Genomic DNA, 22,789 nt, shown 5'->3' with positions numbered 1-22,789 from the left:
CTTAAGTTTTAAAACATTATATTTTAATATGATTAATTTTATGAATTTCTTACATAAAATATTATTATATATTCATATATTTATAATAATTTATATTATAATTAGAATTTTTATAAGATATAAAGACATAAATCTTTATATATTATGGTTTCTTACCTTATATATTTTCCCTACTGTTGGAATAATTTTTTATTTTATTTTTGTAGAAATTTATTCTAAAAAAAAATTTAAATGTAAAAAATCTAAAAAAATATGGTTTCATTATACCCAATTATTAAAAAATTTACAAAAATATTATCAATTATATTATAAAAATAAAAATACAATTTCAGAAATTAGATCATTATTTCAATTATGTAAAAACCAACAAAATATTTTAGGTATGTCTAATAATTCAATCAAATTAATAAATTCATCTTTTAAATTAATTAAATTATTAATTAATGATATTAATAAGGCAAAAAATAGTATACATATTGTTTTTTATATATGGATACCAGGAGGATTAGTTGATAAGTTTTCAAAATCTATAATAATGGCAGCGAGAAGAGGGGTCAAATGTTATATTATGTTAGATTTTATTGGAAGTAGAAAATTTTTTTATAGTTCTTGGTATAATATTATGTTAAAAGTAACAGGTATTTTTATTGTTAAATCATTAAAAATTACAATTTTTAAATTTTTTTTTTATCGTATAGATTTAAGACAACATAAAAAAATAGTTTTAATTGATGATAAAATTGCTTATGTTGGTAGTATGAATATGATAGATGTTAAATTTTTTAAAAAAGATATTAAAATAGGAAATTTAATTGATTTAATGATTCGTATAAAAGGACCAATAGTTAATACAATAAGTATTATTTATTCATATGATTGGAAAATTGAAACAGGTAAAAATATTTTATCTATTAAACAACTAAAAAAAAATTTATTTAAATATAAAAATATAAAAAAAAATAATATTAATAAAATACAAGTTGTTTTTTCTGGATTAAAATTATCAACACAAATTATACATCATTCTTTAATTACAGCAATATATTTATGTAAAAAAAGTTTAATTATAACAACTCCATACTTTATTCCAAGTAATAATTTATTATTAGCAATTTATATTGCTGCTAAAAGAGGAGTAAATGTAAAAATTATTATACCAAAATATAATGATTCAATTTTAATTTATTGGGCTAATAAATTCTTTTTTTATAAACTATTAAAATTTGGTGTGAAAATTTATCAACTAAAAAAAGGTTTTTTGCATACAAAAAGTATTATTATAGATAAAAAAATTAGTTTTATAGGTACTGTAAATTTTGATATACGAAGTTTATATTTAAATTTCGAAATTAATTTAATTATATACGATATTATTTTTAATAATTCACTTTTACTTACACAAAATAAATATATTTCAAAATCTAAAAAATTAGAATATAATTTATGGATAAAAAGACCATATTGGCATAAATTAATAGAAAAATTGTGTTTTTTATTTAAATATATATTATAAAAATGATAAATATTTTACTTATAAAAAATATACTATATAAAATAGTAATTTTAAGAAACTTAAATTATTATGAAAATTATCTCATTTAATATTAATGGATTAAGAGCTCATATACATCAATTAAAATTAATTATAAAAATTTATAATCCTGATATTATTGGTTTACAAGAAATAAAAGTTAATAATGACCATTTTCCTAAAAAAAAATTATCTAAATTAGGTTATAATATTTTTACATACGGTCAACAAAAATATAACGGTGTTTGTTTATTAAGTAAGATTAAACCAATTAATATAAAAAAAGGATTTTTAAAAAATAATGATGATGACCAAAAAAGATTAATAATGATTGATTTAAATAGTTCTATTGGTAATATAAAAATAATAAATTGTTACTTTCCTCAAGGAGATAGTAAAAAAAATATTATAAAATTTAAATATAAAATGAAATTTTTTAATAATTTATATCTTTATATTAAAAAAAATTTAAATCCAAATAATCATATTATAGTTATAGGTGATATTAATGTGAGTATTACTGATTTAGATATTGGTATAGGAGAAAAAAATCGTAAAAAATGGTTAGAACAAGGAAAATGTTCTTTTTTACCAGAAGAAAGATTTTGTATTTATCAACTACTTGATTGGGGATTATTTGATATTTGGCGTTTAAAACATCCTTTAACAAAGAATAAATTTTCTTGGTTTGATTATAGAAATAAAGGATATATTATGAATAAAGGATTAAGAATTGATAATATTTTAATAACTAAGTCATTAATTAAATATTATATTAATTCTAATATGGATTATTCTATTCGTAATTTAATTAAACCTTCAGATCATGTTCCTATTTGGGTAAATTTTAAAATTAATTAATAAATTTATATTTTTTTAATAGGTGAAAAATGATTAAATTTTTTAGTTTAATAAAATTTTTTTGTTGTTCTTTATGGTCATTGATTAATTTTACTAGAATACTAATTATAAATATAATTTTTATATTATTAGTTTCTATAATATTTTATTACATACATAATATAAAACATAATAAAATCATTAATAAAACATATAAAAAAAATAATCAAGTATTAGAAATTAATTTTGAAGAAAATATTAATAATGATACTGTATATAAAAATAGTTTCTTATTTAATTTATTTAATAAATATATACAAAAAAAAAAAAATTATTCTATATTAGATATAGTTAAATCTATTAATCATGCAAAAAAAAATAAAAATATTTCTGGAATTGTATTAAAGTTAAATAATTTTAATATTCATGATATGTCTACATTACGTTATATTGGAAAATATTTAAATGATTTTAAAAAATCAGGTAAAAAAATATATGCAATTGCAGATATATATGATCAAAATCAATATTATTTAGCTAGTTTTTCTAATAAAATTATTATGTCTCCTTTTGGTTATGTAAAATTACATGGTTTTGAAACAGGTAATTTTTACTATAAAAATATGTTAGAAAGATTAAAAATAAAACCTAATATATTTAAAATAGGAGAATATAAATCAGCTTTAGAACCTTTATTAAGAAATAATATGTCTAATCATAATAAAATAATCATGCAAAAATTACTTAACGATTTATGGAATGATTATTTAACAACTATTTCTAATAATAGAAATATAGAACCAGAAAAAATTTTTCCATCTGATAAAAATTTTTTACTATCTTTAGAAAAATATCATGGAGATTTAGCTTTATTTGCATTAAAAAATGGACTGATAGATAAACTTAATACTAATTCTGAATTTGAAATAGAAATGATTAAAAAATTTGGATGGAATAAAACAAAAGAAACATATAATAAAATTAGTCTTAATGACTATATAAATATATATAAATTAAATAATATAGAAGAAAATAATGGTAATATTGCAGTTATAACTGTAGATGGATTAATGCAGTACGGTAAAAATACAAGTAATATAATTAGTGGTGAAATACATAAAGTCTATAAAAATCCAAATATTAAAGGATTAATATTAAAAGTTAATAGTCCTGGAGGAGATATAATGGCTGCTCAGGATATTTATAATGAACTAAAGTTATTAAGAAAAGCTCATAAACCAATAGTAGTTTTAATGGGTGGTATGGCTACATCAGGAGCATATTGGATTTCTACAGCAGGTGATTATATCATTAGTGATCCTACAACTATAACTGGTTCTATAGGTATTTTTAGTCTTGTGACTGATTTTAGTGGAATTTTAGAAAAATTAGGTATAAATAAAGATGGAGTGAATATATCAGATAGATTTAGTATCGTTATGAGTAAAAAAATGCCATATGTAGCAAAAAGAATGCTTAAATTAAATATACAAAATGGCTATGAAAAATTTATTAATCTAGTTTCTCAGAGAAGAAATAAACCTATAGAAGAAGTTAAAAAAATAGCCAATGGTATAATTTTTACAGGAAAAGATGCTATTAAACATGGTTTAGTTGATGCATTAGGTGATTTTGATTATGCAGTATTAAAAATATCTCAATTAACAAAAATTAAACATGTTAAATTACAATGGGAAAATGTCCAGACTTTTAATTTATTAAATTTTGTTATTCAATCACATAGTTATATTTTATCTAATATTATTAATATTTACATAAAAAATTTCTTTAAAGAAAATTTTTTATCATTTAATGATAAAAATTATAGTTTAAAAGAAACATATTCTTTATATTTTATATAAAATATAAAAAATTTTATTATATTTTTATTTTTAGGAGATAATTAAATGTCTATTAGAATTGCTATTAATGGATTTGGTAGAATAGGTCGTATTTTTTTTCGTATTGCTCAAAAAAATACTAAAGTAAAAATTATAGCAATTAATGATTTATTAGAAATAAATTATATGGCTTATATGATAAAATATGATTCTACACACGGACATTTTAATGGAAAAATTAAAGTTAAAAATAATAATTTAATTATAAATAATAAAGATACTATACAAATTTTTTCTGAATCAGATCCTAGTAAATTAAAATGGGGTGATTTAGATATTGATGTTGTAGTAGAATCTACTGGTATTTTTTTAACAAAAAAACTTGTTAATAAACATATTTTTGCCGGTGCAAAAAAAGTTATTATTACAGCACCTCCTAAAGATAATTCTATTCCTATGTATGTAAGTGGAGTTAATTTAAATAATTATAAAGGAGAAAAAATTATTTCTAATGCTTCATGTACTACTAATTGTTTGGCTCCTTTAGCTAAAATTATTAATGATAATTATATTATTGAAAATGGATTAATGACAACTATTCATGCAGTAACTTCTACACAAAAAACTGTAGATAGTCCTTCTAAAAAAGACTGGAGAGGTGGTAGAGGAGCTTATCAAAATATTATTCCTTCAAGTACTGGAGCAGCAAATGCTGTTGGTATAGTTTTACCAGAATTAAATAATAAATTAACAGGTATTTCCTTACGAGTACCTGTAGCTAATGTTTCTGTAGTAGATTTTACAGTTAAAGTTTTAAAAAAAACTACATTAGAAAATATTTATGAAGTTGTTAAATTTGCATCAAATAATTATATGAAAAATATTATTGGTTATACAGAAGATGATGTTGTATCAAGTGATTTTAATGGATCATTATTAACATCTATATTTGATAAAAAAGCAAGTATTAATATTGATAATAATTTTTTTAAATTAATTTCTTGGTATGATAATGAAACAGGATATTCTGCAAAAATATTAAATTTAATATTACATATTTTTAAATAAAAATAACTTTTAAAAAAATTACTGCTATGTATTTAATATAAATTTATTAATACATAGCATAATAAAAATTATTAGTTACAAAATATTATTTAATTTTTTTAAATATTTCTTAAAAAAAATTTTTTATACCTTGTCTTCCACCTAATAAGTGCATATGTAAATAAAATATTGTTTGACATCCATGTTTATTACAATTAATTACAATTCTATATCCTTTTTCAGAAATATTTTTTTTTTTTGCTATTTTAGATGCAACAAATAACATTCTTCCTAATATTAATTCATCATTTTTTTTAATATCATTAAGAGTATTTATAAAAATATTAGGTATAATTAAAATATGAATTGGAGACTGAGGATTTATATCATTAAAAGCAGTCACTAAATTGTCTTGATAAATAATATCAGTAGTAATTTTTCTAGATAAAATTTTTTGAAATATATTTTTTTTATTCTTCATAAAATTTATTTTATAGTAATTTATCTTAATTTTTATTTATTTTATTTCTTTTTATAAAATCTTCCATTTCTGTTTTTATATTATCAGATTTAGTTCCAAATATAGCTTGAATTCCATTACCTGAAATAAAAACAGCAGAAGATCCTAGTAATTTTATTGTTTTTTTATCAACTTTATTTGTATTTACAACACTTATACGTAATCTGGTAATACAAGCATCTAAATTAGTAATATTATTAATTCCTCCAAAAGCATTTACTAATTTTTTAATATAATTTTTTGATAATAGATTATTATCTTCGTATATATCGTTTTTTATTTTTTCTCTACCAGGAGTTTGTAAATTCAATTTTTTTATTAATATTTTAAATATACTATAATAAATAATAGTATAAATAATACCTATAATAGGAAATAACCATATTTTACTTCCATTACCACTTAAAATAATAAAATCTATTAAACCATGAGAAAAACTAGTTCCATTTCTCATACCTAATACAATACAAATAGGGAAAGATAATCCAGATAAAATAATATGAATAATATATAATAGAGGTGCTGTATACATAAATGAAAATTCTATAGGTTCAGTAATTCCTGTAAAAAATGATGTTAATGCTGCAGATAACATTAAACTACCAATTTTTTTCTTATTTTCTTTTTTTGCTGTATGCCATATTGCAATGGCAGCTCCTGGTAATCCATACATTTTAAATAAAAAACCTCCTGCTAACTTACCTGCAGACGGATCTCCAGCTATGTATCTTGCAATATCACCATGGTATGTTAATTTAGTTACCGTATTAACAAATGAACCAATTTCCATTTGAAATGGTACATTCCATATATGATGTAAACCAAAAGGTAATAATGTTCTTTCTATTATGCCATAAATACCAAATGCAAATATTGGATTTTGATAAACGGCCCAATATGAAAAATTTTGTATTAATTTACCAATAGGTATCCATATTAAAGATAATAATAAACCTATAAAAATAGATATTAATCCAGAAATAATAGGAACAAAACGTATTCCAGAAAAAAAACCAAGATACTCAACTAATTGAATTTTATGAAAATGATTAAACATATAAGCAGCAATAGAACCAGCAATAATACCTCCTAAAATTCCCGTATCAGAAAGATGTTTTTGCATTATTATTTCTTGTGTAATTTTATTATGTAATAAAATAGGAATTACTACTTCAACAGTTTTTGTTAAAATACCATAAGAAACAACTGCTGCTAATGCAGATGTACCATTATTTTTAGTAAATCCTAAAGCTATACCAATAGCAAATATTAATGGCATATTTGTAAATACAGAACTACCTGTTTTTTCCATAATATTAGAAATAATTTGAGGCAACCAATGGAAATGAGCTGATCCTATACCTAATAATATACCAGCTATAGGTAATACTGATACAGGTAACATTAAAGATTTACCAATTTTTTGCATATTAGAAAATGTATTTTTAAACATTTTGAAACCTTAATTTAATTACATTTGAAAAATATTATTTATTTTTATAAATTTTTTCTAAAGATAATAATAAATTAATTAATACTAATTCATGATTAATTATATTAATTTTTATTAAAATATTACGATAATATAATATTTTTTTTATCATTAATAAAATTTTATCTATAAAAATTAAATTAGATATTTTATTTATAAAAATAATTTGATCTAAATTATAAAAATATTTTTTTTTTATTTTAAGATGTAATTTTATTGTATCTAATAAAATTAGATATATCCAATTTAGATATAATAAAATATTTTTATTATTTAATATATATAATAATTTCATTATATCTTCTTCTAAAGAAGAGATAAAAATATTATATAAAGTTTTTCTATCGTTCCATATTATATTGTTTAATAATTTATATGCATAAATTGGAGCATGATTACATAATCGTAATGCTGTTTTTATATATTTTTTTTTAAAAATTATTTTATTTTTAAATTTATTTTTTAACCAAAATATACCTAATTTTTCACTAGGAGGGTATATATACCAAAATTGACATCTACTATATATTGTAGATAATATTTCATATTTATTATTACATTGTAAAAAAAACCAAGTATTTATAGGAGGTTCTTCTAAAATTTTTAAAATAGCATTACTAGATGATATATTTAACTGTTTTGCATAAGGAAACCATATAATTTTACCTTTATCTTGATAAGGAGAATTATAAATATTTTTTATTAAATCTCTAATTGATTCTATACTAATACTTGTTTGATTTTTATCACATTTAATAATATGTAAGTCTGGATAATTATTTTCTTTTATTAATAAACAATGATGACAAATACAACAACTATATAAATCTTTTTTATTTATACAAAAAATCCATTTGATTAATTCATATACTAAATAAATAGTACCTAAACCATTTATTGAACAAAAAGTATAAGTATTATAATTTGTCTTGCTTAAAAATTGATAAATTATTTTTTTATAGAAAAAATCTAACCAAGGATAAGGAAGTTTATTCATTTTTATATTTCTGTAGATTTTATTAATTTTATAATTATTTTTTTAACTAATAATTTAACACTTTTTAAATTATTATTCGCATTAACTATTCTAATGAATTTATTTTCTTTTACTATTTTTAAATAATAATTACGAACTCTAGAAAAAAAATCTATAGATTCATTTTCAATTCTATCTTTTTTTTTAAATTTAATTCTTTTTAAAGCTATTATAGGATTTACATCTAAATAAATAACAATATCAGGTTTTATGTTATTTTTAATAAAATTTTGTAAAAAAATTATATAATTTTTATTTAGTTTTCTTCCTCCAATTTGATAAGCATAAGAAGATAAATCATATCTATCAGATAATATCCAATGTGTATTAATATTAGGTCTTATAATATTATTTAATAATTGTAATCTAGAAGCATATATTAATAATAATTCTGTTTTATAAGAAAAATTTTCTTTTTTTTCAAATTTTATAATATTTCTTAATTTTTCTGCAATAGGAGTACCTCCAGGTTCATGAGTTAATATAATATTTGTAATATTAAAATTTTTTAATAATTTTACTATATAATTACAAATTGTTGTTTTTCCAGATCCATCAATACCCTCTACTACAATAAATTTATTATTTTTCATTTTTTTTATTAAAATTTTACTACAAAAATAGTATTATATTTAAATATTTTTTAAATAAAAATTAATTATATATAATATATATATATTATTAATTATTCAAATATTATTGAAAATGTTAAATATCTTTTATTATTTAAAATTTTATTTTTAATAATATATTATATTTTTTTAAAAATTAATGACGCATTAGTACCTCCAAAACCAAAAGAATTACATAGTACATATTTCATATTATTTACATTACGAGAAAAATGAGGTACAAAATCTAAATTTAAATCTTTATCAGGATGATCTAAATTAATTGTCGGTGGAACTATTTGATTTTTTAATGATAAAATAGAATAAATAGATTCAATTGCTCCTGCAGCACCTAATAAATGTCCAGTAATAGATTTAGTAGAACTGACAAATAATTTAGAATAGTTATGTTTGAAAACTATTTTAATAGCATTTGCTTCTGCTATATCTCCTAATATAGTAGATGTGCCATGTGCATTTATATATTGAATTTTTTCAGGATTAATATTTGCATCTTTTAATGCATTTAACATAGATAACTGAGCTCCTTTACCATTTAAAGGAGGAGAAGTTATATGATATGCATCATTACTCATTCCAAATCCAATTAATTCAGCAAAAATATTTGCATTTCTTTTTTTTGCATGATTATATTCTTCTAAAATTAATATACCTGCTCCATCTCCAATTACAAATCCATCTCTATCTTTATCCCATGGTCTACTTGCTTTTTTAGGTTGATTATTTCTTTTAGATAAAACTTTCATAGCACAAAAACCACCTAAACCTAAAGGAGTAACAGCTTTTTCTGATGCGCCAGCAATCATAATATCAGCATCATTATAAGATATTATCTTAAAAGCTATACCAATATTATGAATTCCTGAACTACAGGCTGTACTAATTGATAAACTTGGACCAGTTAATTTATAGTCAATTGAAATATTTCCTGTTATCATGTTTATTATAGTAGATGGGAAAAAAAAAGGACTTATTTTTTTTAAACCTTTTTTATTTAAAATATAGGAATTTTTTTCAATTAAATTGATACCACCCAATCCTGAACCAACAGAAACACCAAATCTTGGATTATAATTTTTCTTAAATATTATGCCAGAATTTTTAATAGCTTCTTTACAAGCAACTAATCCATATTGTATAAATAAATCAATATTCTTTTTTTTTTTATTTATAAAATAATTTTTATATCTAAAATTTTTTATAAGACCGGCAATTTTAGTTTTATATTTATTAATATTAAAAGTATTAATTAAATTTATACCACTATTTCCATTTATAAGATTACACCAATTAGATTTTATTGAATTACCTATAGGAGTAATCATACCAATACCAGTAATTACTACTCTACGTTTATACATTAAATTTTTATCTATATAAAAAATATATAATATTTTATTAAAATAAAAAAATTAAATATTTTATTTTTTAAATTAATTTTGATTTTCATAATTATTAATATAATTAATTACTTCTTGAATAGAAGTAATTTTTTCAGTATCTTCATCTGAAATTTCAATATTAAATTCTTCTTCTAATGACATTATAATTTCAATAGTTTCAAGAGAATCAACATTTAAATCTTTAAAAGAAGTATCATTTTTAATATTTTTTTCTTTAATTTCTAAAACATTAGCAATAACTTTTTTAACTCTTTTAATAATAGAATTATTTTTATTCATTATATTTCCTAGTAAAATAAAAAATTATTTCATATATAGACCACCATTAATATGTAATGTTTCTCCTGTTATATATGATGCTTTTTCAGAAACTAAAAAAATTACAGCATCAGCTATTTCTTGAGGATTACCTAAACGTTTAGATGGAATTTTTAATTTTATATTATCACGATATTTTTTTTTTAGTTTTAATATCATATCAGTTTTTACATAACCAGGAGATATAATATTTACAGTAATACCTTTATGTGCTACTTCTAAAGCTAAAGATTTACTAAATCCTATAATGCCTGCTTTAGTTGCTGCATAATTAGCTTGTCCTATACCACCAATAGTACCTATTACAGAACTAATATTAATTATACGACCAAATGATTTTTTTAGCATATAATAAATAACTTCTCTACATATTCTAAAAACAGAAGTTAAATTAACTTTTAAAACATTATTCCATTGATAATCTTTCATATTTAATACAAGTTTATCATATATTATTCCAGAATTATTAATTAATATATCTAAACTTTTAAAATTTTTAATGATATATCTAATAAGATTATTAATAATATATGGAGAATTATTTTTTAAATTAAGAATTAAACCAATACCATTTTTACCTAAATAATGATTTATTATTTTTATCCCATTAAAATTAGTAGATGTACCAATAACATAAGCTCCATACATAGCTAATGTATTGGCTATATTATATCCTATACCTTTACTTGCACCAGTAACTAAAGCTATCCTACCTTTAAGGTTAATATTCATTTTTATAAGATTAAATTTTATATTTTTTTAATGTTGTTAGAAATGATTTTGAATCATAAATTGAATTTATATTAAAATTTTTTAAAATTGGTTTAGATATTTTTTGAAATATTTTTTTAGGAGTAAATTCTATTATGTTAGATATATTTTTTTTTTTTAGAAAATTTATACATCCTACCCAATTTACAGTAGAATATAATTGCTTGACCAAATAATTTTTAATTTTTTTAGGTGATTTTTCATATTTACAGTTAATATTATTAATAAATATAATTTTTGGTTTGTGAATAATAATTTTATTTAAAAATTTTTTAAATTCATATACTATAGGTTTCATTAATAAACAATGTGAAGGTACACCTATATTTATAGGTATAATATGTGCTCCTAAGAATCTAAATATTTTTATAGCTTCAATTATAGCTAATTTATTACCACTAATAGTAATATTATTATATGAATTATAATTAGATATTGATACAAAATTATTTTTAATAGAAATTTTTGTACAAATATTTTCCACTATTTTTTTTTTATTCCAATAATTGTTTGCATATAATATCCATTTTTATTATAATCTTTTAGATTAGATGATAACTTATGCATTAATTTACCTCTAAATCTTACTATTTTAATAGCATCAGAAAAATTAATAATATTACTGCAAACCATTGCAGTATATTCTCCTAAACTATAACCCATAACTATATTAGGTAATAATATATTATTATTTTTTTGTAACCATAATTTATATATAGCTATAGATGATGTTAAAATTGCTGGTTGTGTATGATAAGTTTTATTTAATTTTTTTAATGAACCATATTGAATTAAATTCCATAAATCATATTCAAGAATTTCAGAAGCATAATTAAAAGTTTTTTTTATAATTTCATAATTATTATATAAAGAAGATAACATACCTATAAATTGTATTCCTTGTCCAGGAAAAATTGCAGCATATTTTTTATAATTTATAATATTTTTTTTATTAAGAAAATTCATAATTTTTATATTATTAAAATAATATTAATTATTATTTTTAATAATAATTTGTTTACCTCTATAAAAACCATCATCATCTATATGATGATATAAATGTTTTTTACCAGTTTTTTTATCAATTAATAAAATTTTATTACTATATAATTTATCATGAGAACGTCTCATACCACGCTTAGATCTAGATTTTTTATGTTTTTGTACAGCCATATTTATTTTTAAATACCTTTTTATTGTAAAATTTTTTATATATTTAATTAAATTATGTTAAAATTAATTATATTCTAGATATTTTTTATTATATATGCAATATATATATTAATAATTTATTTTTGATAAACAATTATTTAATTCTTTACTTAAAGGAGCATATATATTAATTTTTTTATTATTTATAGGATGTATAAATTTAATATTTTTAGCATGTAAAAATAATCTATTTAAATTAAAGATTGTTTTTAATTTTTCATTAAAAATTTGGTCACCATAACGTTGATCAAAAAGTATAGGATGACCTATATGGGACATATGTACTCTAATTTGATGTGTTCTACCTGTTAATGGTTTTATTTTTACTAACATCATATCTTTATAATTTTTAATAATTTTAAATTTTGTTTCTGAATATTTTCCTATATTATTATTTATTTGTACTTTAATTTTTTTATTAAAATTATTTTTTAATAAATAACTTTTAATATAATGATATTTTTTTTTAAAAAAATTACCTTTAACTAAAGCAATATAATTTTTAGTTATTTTTTTTTCTCTCAATTGTTTTTGTAATATTTTTAGTACTGATCTTTTTTTAGCCATCATTAAGACTCCAGAAGTTTCTTTGTCTATTCTATGAACAAGTTCTAAAAAAAAATTTTTTTTAAATAAAAATCGAAAATTTTCAATAATTCCATAATTGATACCACTACCTCCATGAACAGCAATACCAGAAGGTTTATTTATAGCTAAAATATATTTATCTTCAAAAATTATAGTTTTTTTAAAAAATATTTTTTTTTCTAAACTTAAATTATGTTTAATAGGATTAATTTTATTAATATATATAAAAGGAATTTTGATTATATCTTGAGATTTTATTTTAAAATTTGGTAAAATTTTTTTTTTATTAACTTTTATTTTACCCTGTCTTAACATACGATAAATCATACTTTTAGGAACATTTTTAAATTTATTAATTATAAAATTATCTATTCTTTGTTTATCAATATTTGAAGGAACAGTTATAAATTTCATTTTTATTATTTTATACATACTATTATAAATTAAATTAATAATTTTATTAATATAATTAAAAATTTTTATAAAAGATAATAATATATTATATATTTAAAAGAAAATTATTATTAAAAATAAAATTTTATGTTAATATTTATCTCTAGTAAATAATTTTATTAAAATTTTAATAAATAAATTAAAGTATAATTAATTATTATAAAACATATTTTAATAATTTTAATTATTTATAAAAAATTATAATATAATTTTACTATTTTTTAATAATTAATAATTTCAATAAAAAATAATTCATAAAATATTAAATACAATTTTTTATTATACCGTTTTTAAAATTTAATATATATTAATTAGTTTATAAAAAATATATGAGTAAGTTATTATGAAAAGAATGTTAATAAATGCTACTCAACATGAAGAATTACGTGTTGCTCTAGTAAATGGACAAAAATTATATGATTTAAATATAGAAAATATTAATCATAAAAAAAAAAGATCTAATATATATAAAGGAAAAGTTGTACGTATTGAACCAAGTTTAGAAGCAATTTTTATAGATTACGGAGTAAATAAACATGGTTTTTTACCAATAAAAGAAATTACAGAAGAATATTTACCTAATTATTATAATAAAAATATATATAATAAAACAAATATTAAAGATTTTTTACCAATTGGGAAAGAAATTATTGTACAAATAAATAAAGAAGAAAGAGGAGATAAAGGAGCATCATTAACAACATTTATTAATTTAATAGGAAGTTATTTAATTTTAATGCCAAATAAATCAAATTCTAGTGGAATATCTAAAAAAATTATTGGAGAAGATCGAAAAAAATTAAAAAAAATTTTATCATTATTACATTTACCTCATAATATGAGTCTAATAATTCGTACAGCAGGATTAGGTAAAAATATTAAATTACTTACTTCAGATTTAAAATTTAGATTACAACATTGGAAAAAAATAAAAAAAAAAGCTAAAAATAAGTTAGCTCCATTTTTAATACATGAAGAAAGTAATTTAATTGTTAGATCTTTAAGAGATAATTTATGTCAAGATATAAATGAAATTTTAATTGATGATCCTAAAATATTAAAATTAGCAAAAAAACATATTAATATCTTAGGAAGATTTGATTTAAATCATAAAATTAAATTGCATAAAAATATTATTCCTTTATTTCATTATTATCAAATAGAATCACAAATAGAAACAGTTTTTCAAAGAAAGGTATGTCTTTCTTCAGGAGGTTCTATTGTTATAGATACAACTGAAGCTTTAACATCGATTGATGTAAATTCATCAAAAGCAACTAAGGGAATTGATATAGAAGAAACTGCACTAAATATTAATTTAGAAGCTACAGATGAAATTATTAGACAATTACGTTTAAGAGATATAGGTGGATTAATTGTAATAGATTTTATAGACATGTCTTTTTTAAAAAATCAAAAAATTGTAGAAAAAAGATTACTATATAAAATACGTAAAGATCGAGCTAAAATAAAAATAGGTCATATTTCAAAATTTGGTTTATTAGAAATGTCTCGTCAAAGATTATGTTCTTCTTTAAATGAATCTAGTTATTATTTGTGTCCTAGATGTTTAGGTAATAGAACTATAAGAGATAATAGATCTTTATCTTTATCTATTTTAAGATTAATAGAAGAAGAATCATTTAAAAAAAATACAAAAGAAGTATATGCAATAGTACCGATTCAAATAGCATTTTATTTATTAAATGAAAAAAAAGATGCAGTTAATACAATGGAAAATAGGAAAATTAGAATATTTATTATTCCTAATACTAAACTTAATACACCAAATTATTATGTGTTACGTATTCAACATGGTGAAGATAATAAAATTATTCATTCTTTTATAAGTAAACTTAATGAACTAAATTTAAGTAAACATAATAATTATTATTTTAATAATAGATTTATTCAAAATAATTTAATAAAACATAATGTTAAAAATAACAATTTTGGTATTTATGATAAAAAAATAATAAAAAGAAGAAATTATTTTTTTTTAAAAATAAATAAATTATTTAATTTTATTAATATAAATAAGTACAAATTTTTTAGTTTTTTAAAAAATTTCTGGGAAAAATTTTTTTACATAAAAAAAATAATTAAATTTTTTTTTAAAAAAAAATTTTTTATAAATAAAGTTATATTAAATTATTATAATAAAATTTTTTTTTCTTATCCAAAAAATTATGTAAATAAAAAATTTAATAAAATAAATAAGATTATATTTTTTAATAAAGATAAAATTATTCCTATTTTTAGATTAAAAAAAATAGAAAAAAATCAAAAAAAAATAGATAATAATTTATTACTTAATAATAAAAATAATAATCATAATTTAAATAATATTAGATTAAAAAAAATTTTAAATATAAAAAATATTCATAATGTAGATAATATAGATAATAAAAAAATTAATTTATCTAAAATTTCTATATCTATAGAAAATAAAATAAAATTAGATAAATTTAAAAATCATATAAAAATTAATAAAATAGTACTAGATAAAATTAGATTACATACTCATAAAAATATCATTTTAAAAAAAAACACAATTATCTCTAATATTGTAAGTAAACATCAATCTAAAATAAAAATAAAAAATAATTATTTATTAACAAAAAAAAAAATGTATAAGTATTATCTATCATCGAGCAATAAAAAAATACAAAATACTTTTACAAATTGTTATAATAATAAATTAATTAATCATTCAATTAATTTAAATAAAAATAAAGGTGCTGGTGCACATGCAGCAAAAAGATATGCTACTTCTCCTATTAAAAGATTGTAATATTTTAATATTTTGTAAAATAATTAACAAAATTTTTTATACGATTAATAAAATTTAAAATTATTCAATAATTAATTATATTTTAACTCATAATAATCTTTTTTTATTTTAATATTTAAGAGAGTAAAAAAATGATTCTGGAAAAAAAATATAATATAAAAAATATAGATTTGAAAAATTATATTATTGATTGTAAAAATTGTTCTACACATAAATTATGTATCTTTTATAAACTTTATAAGTTAGAATTTCAAAAAATTATTAAAATAATTAAAAGAAAAAAATTAATAAAAAAAGGAGAAATATTATTTCGATCTAAAGATAGAATGCATTCTTTATTTACTGTAAAATCAGGAACTATAAAAAGTTATAATTTTACTAAAAAAGGAACTGAACAAATAATTAGATTTTATTTAACAAGTGATCTAATTGGATTAGATACCATTAATAATGGTATTTATCATAATTTTACGAAAGCATTAGAAACGTCTATGTTATGTGAAATTCCTATATCACTATTAAATAGTATTTTTTTTAAAATACCTTCTTTCGGGGAAAAAATTATTAATTTAATGAGTAAAGAAATAAAAATAGGATATTATTTCATATCACTTTTATTAAAAAAAAATGCAGAAATTAAATTAGCTACATTTATATATGATTTATCTAAAAAATTTAAAATAAGAGGATATTCACCAAAAGAATTTAATTTATCTATGAATAGAAGTGATATTGGTAATTATTTAGGACTTACAGTAGAAACAATTAGTCGTATTTTAAATAAATTTAAAAAAAGTAAAATGTTAATTATACATGGAAAACATATAATTATTAATAATTATTTAAAATTAATTAAATTAATTAATTAATAATTTTATATTTATTAAATTTTTATAAAGTTTACTCAAGTATTTAATTTAAATTTATACAACGAGTAAACTTTTTTCTTACATTATCTCTAACATTTTGTTTATTGTATCTTTAGCATCACCAAATAACATATAACTATTATCTTTATAGAATAAAGGATTAGTAATTCCTGAATATCCCTTATTCATACTTCTTTTTAAAATAATTACATTGTTAGCTTTCCATACTTCTAATATAGGCATTCCAGATATTGGACTATCAACATCTTCTTGAGCAGATGGATTTACTGTATCATTAGCTCCAATTATTAATACTGTATCTGTATCGGTAAAATCTTTATTAATTTCTTCCATTTCTAATACTAAATTATATGGAATATTAGCTTCTGCCAATAAAACATTCATGTGACCAGGTAAACGTCCTGCTACTGGATGAATAGCAAATCTAACATTAATATGTAATGAACCTAATTTTTTTATCATGGTAGAAAGTGGATATTGTGCTTGAGATACTGCTAATCCATAACCAGGAACAATAATAACACTATTAGAACTTTTTAATATTTCTACTGTGTTACCAATAGATATATTTTTATAATCTTGTGTATTTTTATTAATAATAATATCATTATTTTGTTCAAAATTTTTTTTTACTCCTCCACCAAGTAAAACATTAAGAAAAGATCTATTCATTCCTTTACACATTAAATATGAAAGTATAGCTCCTGAAGAACCTACTAAAGCTCCGGTTATAATTAATAAATCATTAGTTAACATAAATCCTGAAGAAGCAGCTGCCCATCCTGAATAAGAATTTAACATAGATATAACTACAGGCATATCAGCTCCACCAATACTCATAATTAAATGAAACCCAAATAATAATGAGACTAAAAACATTAATCCTAAGGATAAAATTTGTAATTTAATATTATGTATTTTTAAAAAAATAATCATTAATATAAATGATATTAATAATAAAAAAATATGTATTTGATTTTTATATTTTATATTGAAAGTTTTTGATTGTATAAATCCAGATAATTTATTAAAAGCAATAATAGATCCTATTAAAGTAACTGAACCTATAAAAATACTAATAAATATTTCTACTAATTGCATATTATTATTATTATTAAATATAATATTATTATATATCAATAATAAATAATTATTAAAACCAACAAGAACTGCAGTTAATCCAACAAAACTATGTAATATTGCAATTAATTGAGGCATTTTAGTCATATCAATTTTTTTAGATATATTAATTCCTATAATTGCTCCACAAATAATTGCTGTTATTACATAACCAATATTATTAATTTTTGATTTTAATATAGCTATAATAATAGCAATAATCATACCAATAATGGCAAACAAATTACCTTTTCTAGAAGTTTCTTGTTTAGAAAGATTTGCAATACTTAATATAAATAATATTGCTGATATAGTATATGTAAAAATTAATGACCTATCAGACATTTATATATTCTCCTTAATTTTTATTAAACATTTTTAACATACGTTGAGTAATAGTTAATCCTCCGAAAATATTGATACTAGACAATAAAATTCCAAAAAAAGCTATTATAATTATAGTAAAATAATCACTACTAATTTGTAATATAGAACCAATAACAATAATACCAGAAATAGCATTTGTTACAGACATTAAAGGTGTGTGTAATTTATGACTTACATTCCATACTACATAATATCCTATTATACAAGATAATAAAAAAATTATAAAATGAGGAATAATTTCACTAGGGATATATTTAGTTATATAATAAAGAAAAAATAATCCTAAAGTATATAAGAAATATTTATTCATTAAAAAATATGTATTTTTTTTTTTAGTTAAATTTTTTTTTATATTTATAAAATTATTTATTTTTTCTACATTTTTTTTTTTAGAAGATATAGGTGCAGGCCAAATAATTTTATTATTATAAATAATAGTCATATTTCTAATAATTTCATCTTTTAAATTAATATTAATTTTTCCAAAATTATTTCTAGATAATAAATCTAATAAATTTATAATATTTGTACTATATAATTGAGAAGCTTGTGATGATAATTTACTTGGTAAATTTGTGTAACCTAAAATTTTAATATTATTATTAGTTATAATCATTTTATTTTTCTGTGTTAATTCACAATTACCTCCATTTTCAATAGCAAGATCAAAAATAATACTACCTGGTTTCATTTTTTCAATCATTTTTTTTGTAATTAAAATAGGAGATTTTTTATTTGGAATAATTGCAGATGTAATAATAATATCTGTTTTACTTACTATACTATTAAAAGATTCTTGTTCTAATTGTATTTTATTTTTTGATGAAATAGTTTTATATTCATGAACATCATTATTATCTTGTTCACTTTTTAATTCTAAAAATTCAGCACCCATACTATGAATTTGTTCTTTCACTTCTTTTTTTTTATCAAAAGCAACAACTATTGCTCCTAAACTTTTTGCTGTACCAATAGCAGATAAACCAGCTACTCCTGCTCCAATTACCATTACTTTTGCAGGAAGAACTTTTCCTGCAGCAGTTATTTGACCGTTTAAAGTCCTTCCTAATAAATATGCTGATTCTATAATACTTCTATATCCAATTAAATTATTCATTGAACTTAAAGCATCTAAAGATTGAGCTCTTGAAATTCTAGGAACAGTATCCATTGCAATTGTAGTTATATTTTTTAATGCTAAAATATTTAATAATTTACTATTTTTATAAGGCCAAATAAAACTAATTAATATACTATTTTTTTTAATTAATTGACTTTCTTTTTCATCAAGTGGATGAATTTTAATTATTATATTTGCTTCCCAAATTTTTGTATTATTTACTATTTTTGCACCTTCATTTTTAAAATCTTCATCTTTAAAATAAGAAAGATCTCCTGCTCCTTTTTCAATATATACTTCAAAACCTAATTTTATTAATTTTTTAATATTTGAAGGTGTTATTGCTATTCTTTTTTCTTTAAAATATTTTTCTTTTAATACTCCAATTATCATAATTAATCCTTTTTTATAAAAATATATAATTTTATACGAAATTAAATTTAATATTAACTAAATTTTAAAATTATCATTTATTAAAATATTTATCAAATTAATATAATTTATAATTATTAATTATTTCCAATTATTTGTATACTAAAACCAGAGTCTAAATTAATTATTTCTCCTGTAATTCCTAATGATAAATCGGAGGCTAAAAAAGTAGCTACATTACCTATATGATTAATAGTAATTTTTTCTGATAAAGGACTATTTTTTTTATATAATTTTATTATATTATTAATATTTTTTATTTTTGAAGATGCAATAGTTTTTATTGGTGCAGGAGAAATACCATTAATTCTTATATTTTTATTTCCAATATTACATGCAATATAACGAATATTAGCTTCTAATGAAGCTTTTGCTAATCCCATAATATTATAATTTGGTATGAATTTTTGTGCACCTAAATAAGTTAAAACTATTATTGAAGATTTACTATTAAGTAAATGTAAACATTTTTTTATCATACCTAATAAACTATAAGAACTAATATCATGAGATATTTGAAATTCTGTACGAGAAATATTTTTAATAAAATTATTTTTTAATGTGTTAAAAGATGCAAATGCTATAGCATAAACAAAACCATCAAATTTATTCCATATTTTAGATATTTTTAAAAATAAAAATTTAATATCTTTATCTTTTGATACATTACATTTTATAATTGGATATTTTGTCATTTTTTTTACTAATTTTTCTATTTTATTTTTATTTTTTTTTTCTTGATATGTAAAAATTAAATTTGCTTTATTTTTATACATAACTTGGGCTATACCATATGCAATAGATTTTTTATTTAAAATTCCAGTAATTAATATTTTTTTACCAAATAATAAATTCATAAATTTTATCTTAAAAAATATTTATTTTATCAATAAAATTTAATAAATTTGAAAAAATAATAAATATTTGAGATAAGTTTCTTAAAAAATATTTAAAAATTCGATATTTCTCACTTTTTTGATTTGTTTCACTAGACAAATGAACTATTAATTGATGTACTTTTAAATGACACAATTTTAGTGTCTATTTTTATGTAAAGGTAATAATTGATGTCCAAGATTAAAGGTAACGTTAAGTGGTTTAATGAATCTAAAGGCTTTGGTTTCATTACTCCTGAAGATGGTAGTAAGGATGTTTTTGTACATTTTTCTGCAATTCAAAGTAGTGGTTTTAAAACATTAACCGAAGGCCAAAGAGTCGAATTTGAAATTACTAACGGAGCCAAAGGACCTTCTGCTGCTAATGTTGTTGCACTTTAAATTAATTTAATTAGCAAAAAAAAGGTTTAATATATATTTGCCTCTGATAAGATTAAAAATTTTTATATTTAACTATTTATAATTAAATTTAAAATAATATTTTAAATAATTTTATAAAAATTATTTTTTTTCAGAGGCAATTTTTTATATAAAATTATTTTAATTAAAATAATTTTTTTGTGCATTATAAGAAGAACGTATAAAAGGGCCACACATTACTTTTTTAAAACCTATTTTTATAGCTTCTTCTTTAATTTTAATAAATTCTTGTAAACTATAATATTTACATACAGGTAAATGTTTTTTGCTAGGTTGTAAATATTGTCCAATAGTTAAAATATCAACTCCATTAAATTTTAAATCTGATATAGTATCATATAATTCTGTATTTGTTTCTCCTAGTCCAACCATTAGACCAGATTTAGTTATAATTTTTGGAAATAAATTTTTGAACTTTTTTAATAATATTAAAGACTTTTTATATTTACCAAAAGGTCTTATTTTATAATATAAATTTTTTACTGTTTCTATATTATGATTAAAAACATCAGGTAATGAATACTTAAATATATTTAAAGCTTTTTCAATACAATTTCTAAAATCTGGTACTAAAATTTCTATTTTAATATCAAAATTTTTTTCACGTATTTTTTTTATACAATTAACAAATTGTTTAGCACCTCCATCATGTAAATCATCACGACTTACAGAAGTAATAACAACATATTTGAGATTTAATTTTGAAATAGTATTTGCTAAATTAGATGCTTCATTTTTATTATATTTTGTTATAGGTCTACCATGAATTACATTACAATATGGACAATTTCGAGTACATATGTTTCCCAAAATCATAAATGTTACTTGTCCTTTTCCAAAACATTTTATTAAATTAGGACAAGATGCTTCTTCACAAACTGAATATAATTTGTTTTTTTTTAAAATAGATTTAATTTTTTGAATTTTATTATTATTTAATGGAAATTTAATTTTTATCCAATCAGGTTTTTTTAAAAATTTTTGTTTCATATAATTATAAAGAATTATTTTAAAGTAAATAATTTAATATTATAAGTAAAAATTTTT

General features: G+C 19.0%; 22 protein-coding genes. 7 read left to right on the top strand and 15 right to left on the bottom strand.

What is annotated here, in order from left to right; genetic code table 11:
* Nucleotides 1–40 precede the first annotated feature (40 nt).
* The 4 genes from cls (at nucleotide 41) to gap (ending at nucleotide 5,280) form a co-directional block, all read left to right on the top strand.
* A complete protein-coding gene (gene cls, locus GJT89_RS00470; protein ID WP_168894599.1) occupies nucleotides 41–1,513 on the top strand; it encodes a cardiolipin synthase in 1,473 nt (490 codons plus the stop codon).
* A 69-nt stretch (nucleotides 1,514–1,582) separates the two neighbouring features.
* Nucleotides 1,583–2,392, top strand: coding sequence for an exodeoxyribonuclease III (gene xthA / locus GJT89_RS00465; RefSeq protein ID WP_168894598.1), 810 nt, complete (start codon nucleotides 1,583–1,585; stop codon nucleotides 2,390–2,392).
* 29 nt (nucleotides 2,393–2,421) lie between these two features.
* Nucleotides 2,422–4,233: a signal peptide peptidase SppA gene (sppA, locus tag GJT89_RS00460; RefSeq protein ID WP_168894597.1), complete on the top strand. Its 1,812-nt coding sequence runs from the start codon at nucleotides 2,422–2,424 to the stop codon at nucleotides 4,231–4,233.
* Between the two features lie 45 nt (nucleotides 4,234–4,278).
* On the top strand, nucleotides 4,279–5,280 hold the full coding sequence (gene gap, locus GJT89_RS00455; protein WP_168894596.1) for a type I glyceraldehyde-3-phosphate dehydrogenase: 1,002 nt from the start codon (nucleotides 4,279–4,281) through the stop codon (nucleotides 5,278–5,280).
* Nucleotides 5,281–5,389: 109 nt separating this feature from the next.
* On the opposite strand, the gene GJT89_RS00450 is transcribed toward gap, so the two are convergent.
* The 11 genes from GJT89_RS00450 to GJT89_RS00400 form a co-directional block, all read right to left on the bottom strand.
* Nucleotides 5,390–5,740 (bottom strand): HIT domain-containing protein, encoded by a 351-nt coding sequence (locus GJT89_RS00450; RefSeq protein WP_168894595.1) that lies wholly within the window; start codon nucleotides 5,738–5,740, stop codon nucleotides 5,390–5,392.
* Between the two features lie 25 nt (nucleotides 5,741–5,765).
* On the bottom strand, nucleotides 5,766–7,232 hold the full coding sequence (ptsG, locus tag GJT89_RS00445) for a PTS glucose transporter subunit IIBC (protein ID WP_168894594.1): 1,467 nt from the start codon (nucleotides 7,230–7,232) through the stop codon (nucleotides 5,766–5,768).
* Between the two features lie 34 nt (nucleotides 7,233–7,266).
* Nucleotides 7,267–8,268 (bottom strand): DNA polymerase III subunit delta' C-terminal domain-containing protein, encoded by a 1,002-nt coding sequence (locus GJT89_RS00440; protein ID WP_168894593.1) that lies wholly within the window; start codon nucleotides 8,266–8,268, stop codon nucleotides 7,267–7,269.
* 2 nt (nucleotides 8,269–8,270) lie between these two features.
* The gene (gene tmk, locus GJT89_RS00435; RefSeq protein ID WP_168894592.1) at nucleotides 8,271–8,900 is read right to left on the bottom strand and encodes a dTMP kinase; all 630 of its coding nucleotides are present in this window, start codon (nucleotides 8,898–8,900) and stop codon (nucleotides 8,271–8,273) included.
* 158 nt (nucleotides 8,901–9,058) lie between these two features.
* Nucleotides 9,059–10,300, bottom strand: coding sequence for a beta-ketoacyl-ACP synthase II (fabF, locus tag GJT89_RS00430; protein ID WP_168894591.1), 1,242 nt, complete (start codon nucleotides 10,298–10,300; stop codon nucleotides 9,059–9,061).
* A 72-nt stretch (nucleotides 10,301–10,372) separates the two neighbouring features.
* Nucleotides 10,373–10,621, bottom strand: coding sequence for an acyl carrier protein (gene acpP / locus GJT89_RS00425; RefSeq protein WP_168894590.1), 249 nt, complete (start codon nucleotides 10,619–10,621; stop codon nucleotides 10,373–10,375).
* Nucleotides 10,622–10,645: 24 nt separating this feature from the next.
* Nucleotides 10,646–11,386, bottom strand: coding sequence for a 3-oxoacyl-ACP reductase FabG (gene fabG / locus GJT89_RS00420; RefSeq protein ID WP_168894908.1), 741 nt, complete (start codon nucleotides 11,384–11,386; stop codon nucleotides 10,646–10,648).
* A 16-nt stretch (nucleotides 11,387–11,402) separates the two neighbouring features.
* Nucleotides 11,403–11,915: an ACP S-malonyltransferase gene (locus GJT89_RS00415; protein ID WP_168894589.1), complete on the bottom strand. Its 513-nt coding sequence runs from the start codon at nucleotides 11,913–11,915 to the stop codon at nucleotides 11,403–11,405.
* Complete coding sequence (locus GJT89_RS00410) at nucleotides 11,915–12,397, bottom strand: ACP S-malonyltransferase (RefSeq protein WP_168894588.1); 483 nt, start codon at nucleotides 12,395–12,397, stop codon at nucleotides 11,915–11,917. Before GJT89_RS00410 ends, GJT89_RS00415 begins: the two co-directional genes overlap by 1 nt.
* 24 nt (nucleotides 12,398–12,421) lie before the next feature.
* Nucleotides 12,422–12,604 (bottom strand): 50S ribosomal protein L32, encoded by a 183-nt coding sequence (rpmF, locus tag GJT89_RS00405; RefSeq protein ID WP_168894587.1) that lies wholly within the window; start codon nucleotides 12,602–12,604, stop codon nucleotides 12,422–12,424.
* 108 nt (nucleotides 12,605–12,712) lie between these two features.
* Nucleotides 12,713–13,645 carry an RluA family pseudouridine synthase gene (locus GJT89_RS00400; protein WP_168894586.1) on the bottom strand — a complete coding sequence of 311 codons (933 nt, stop codon included), beginning with the start codon at nucleotides 13,643–13,645 and terminating at the stop codon, nucleotides 12,713–12,715.
* Between the two features lie 382 nt (nucleotides 13,646–14,027).
* Here GJT89_RS00400 and GJT89_RS00395 point away from each other — a divergent pair, with 382 nt between their 5' ends.
* Both GJT89_RS00395 and fnr read left to right on the top strand, forming a co-directional pair.
* Nucleotides 14,028–16,478, top strand: coding sequence for an Rne/Rng family ribonuclease (locus tag GJT89_RS00395; RefSeq protein WP_168894585.1), 2,451 nt, complete (start codon nucleotides 14,028–14,030; stop codon nucleotides 16,476–16,478).
* Nucleotides 16,479–16,609: 131 nt separating this feature from the next.
* On the top strand, nucleotides 16,610–17,347 hold the full coding sequence (fnr, locus tag GJT89_RS00390; RefSeq protein WP_168894584.1) for a fumarate/nitrate reduction transcriptional regulator Fnr: 738 nt from the start codon (nucleotides 16,610–16,612) through the stop codon (nucleotides 17,345–17,347).
* A gap of 78 nt (nucleotides 17,348–17,425) precedes the next feature.
* On the opposite strand, the gene GJT89_RS00385 is transcribed toward fnr, so the two are convergent.
* The 3 genes from GJT89_RS00385 to GJT89_RS00375 form a co-directional block, all read right to left on the bottom strand.
* On the bottom strand, nucleotides 17,426–18,832 hold the full coding sequence (locus GJT89_RS00385; protein WP_168894583.1) for an NAD(P)(+) transhydrogenase (Re/Si-specific) subunit beta: 1,407 nt from the start codon (nucleotides 18,830–18,832) through the stop codon (nucleotides 17,426–17,428).
* Nucleotides 18,833–18,845: 13 nt separating this feature from the next.
* A complete protein-coding gene (locus GJT89_RS00380) occupies nucleotides 18,846–20,387 on the bottom strand; it encodes a Re/Si-specific NAD(P)(+) transhydrogenase subunit alpha (protein WP_168894582.1) in 1,542 nt (513 codons plus the stop codon).
* A gap of 116 nt (nucleotides 20,388–20,503) precedes the next feature.
* Nucleotides 20,504–21,283, bottom strand: a complete 780-nt coding sequence (locus GJT89_RS00375) for an enoyl-ACP reductase FabI (protein ID WP_168894581.1) — start codon at nucleotides 21,281–21,283, stop codon at nucleotides 20,504–20,506.
* A gap of 210 nt (nucleotides 21,284–21,493) precedes the next feature.
* On the opposite strand from GJT89_RS00375, the gene cspE reads away from it, so the two are divergent.
* On the top strand, nucleotides 21,494–21,703 hold the full coding sequence (gene cspE / locus GJT89_RS00370; protein WP_168820769.1) for a transcription antiterminator/RNA stability regulator CspE: 210 nt from the start codon (nucleotides 21,494–21,496) through the stop codon (nucleotides 21,701–21,703).
* A gap of 159 nt (nucleotides 21,704–21,862) precedes the next feature.
* On the opposite strand, the gene lipA is transcribed toward cspE, so the two are convergent.
* On the bottom strand, nucleotides 21,863–22,765 hold the full coding sequence (gene lipA / locus GJT89_RS00365) for a lipoyl synthase (RefSeq protein WP_343034351.1): 903 nt from the start codon (nucleotides 22,763–22,765) through the stop codon (nucleotides 21,863–21,865).
* Nucleotides 22,766–22,789 lie beyond the last annotated feature (24 nt).

It is taken from the genome of Enterobacteriaceae endosymbiont of Donacia versicolorea, assembly GCF_012570965.1.
Classification (GTDB): Bacteria; Pseudomonadota; Gammaproteobacteria; order Enterobacterales; family Enterobacteriaceae.
This window is presented reverse-complemented; position numbering and strand designations above follow the sequence as displayed.

Bases quoted from the DNA above. Each gene is read 5' to 3' on its own strand.
- GJT89_RS00375 (WP_168894581.1), bottom strand. From the start codon at position 21,283: ATGAATTTATTATTTGGTAAAAAAATATTAATTACTGGAATTTTAAAT.
- fabF (WP_168894591.1), bottom strand. From the start codon at position 10,300: ATGTATAAACGTAGAGTAGTAATTACTGGTATTGGTATGATTACTCCT.
- GJT89_RS00380 (WP_168894582.1), bottom strand. From the start codon at position 20,387: ATGATAATTGGAGTATTAAAAGAAAAATATTTTAAAGAAAAAAGAATA.
- cspE (WP_168820769.1), top strand. From the start codon at position 21,494: ATGTCCAAGATTAAAGGTAACGTTAAGTGGTTTAATGAATCTAAAGGC.
- cls (WP_168894599.1), top strand. From the start codon at position 41: ATGAATTTCTTACATAAAATATTATTATATATTCATATATTTATAATA.
- GJT89_RS00440 (WP_168894593.1), bottom strand. From the start codon at position 8,268: ATGAATAAACTTCCTTATCCTTGGTTAGATTTTTTCTATAAAAAAATA.
- GJT89_RS00450 (WP_168894595.1), bottom strand. From the start codon at position 5,740: ATGAAGAATAAAAAAAATATATTTCAAAAAATTTTATCTAGAAAAATT.
- xthA (WP_168894598.1), top strand. From the start codon at position 1,583: ATGAAAATTATCTCATTTAATATTAATGGATTAAGAGCTCATATACAT.
- sppA (WP_168894597.1), top strand. From the start codon at position 2,422: ATGATTAAATTTTTTAGTTTAATAAAATTTTTTTGTTGTTCTTTATGG.
- GJT89_RS00395 (WP_168894585.1), top strand. From the start codon at position 14,028: ATGAAAAGAATGTTAATAAATGCTACTCAACATGAAGAATTACGTGTT.
- ptsG (WP_168894594.1), bottom strand. From the start codon at position 7,232: ATGTTTAAAAATACATTTTCTAATATGCAAAAAATTGGTAAATCTTTA.
- fnr (WP_168894584.1), top strand. From the start codon at position 16,610: ATGATTCTGGAAAAAAAATATAATATAAAAAATATAGATTTGAAAAAT.
- GJT89_RS00410 (WP_168894588.1), bottom strand. From the start codon at position 12,397: ATGAATTTTCTTAATAAAAAAAATATTATAAATTATAAAAAATATGCT.
- rpmF (WP_168894587.1), bottom strand. From the start codon at position 12,604: ATGGCTGTACAAAAACATAAAAAATCTAGATCTAAGCGTGGTATGAGA.
- acpP (WP_168894590.1), bottom strand. From the start codon at position 10,621: ATGAATAAAAATAATTCTATTATTAAAAGAGTTAAAAAAGTTATTGCT.
- tmk (WP_168894592.1), bottom strand. From the start codon at position 8,900: ATGAAAAATAATAAATTTATTGTAGTAGAGGGTATTGATGGATCTGGA.
- GJT89_RS00385 (WP_168894583.1), bottom strand. From the start codon at position 18,832: ATGTCTGATAGGTCATTAATTTTTACATATACTATATCAGCAATATTA.
- gap (WP_168894596.1), top strand. From the start codon at position 4,279: ATGTCTATTAGAATTGCTATTAATGGATTTGGTAGAATAGGTCGTATT.
- GJT89_RS00400 (WP_168894586.1), bottom strand. From the start codon at position 13,645: ATGAAATTTATAACTGTTCCTTCAAATATTGATAAACAAAGAATAGAT.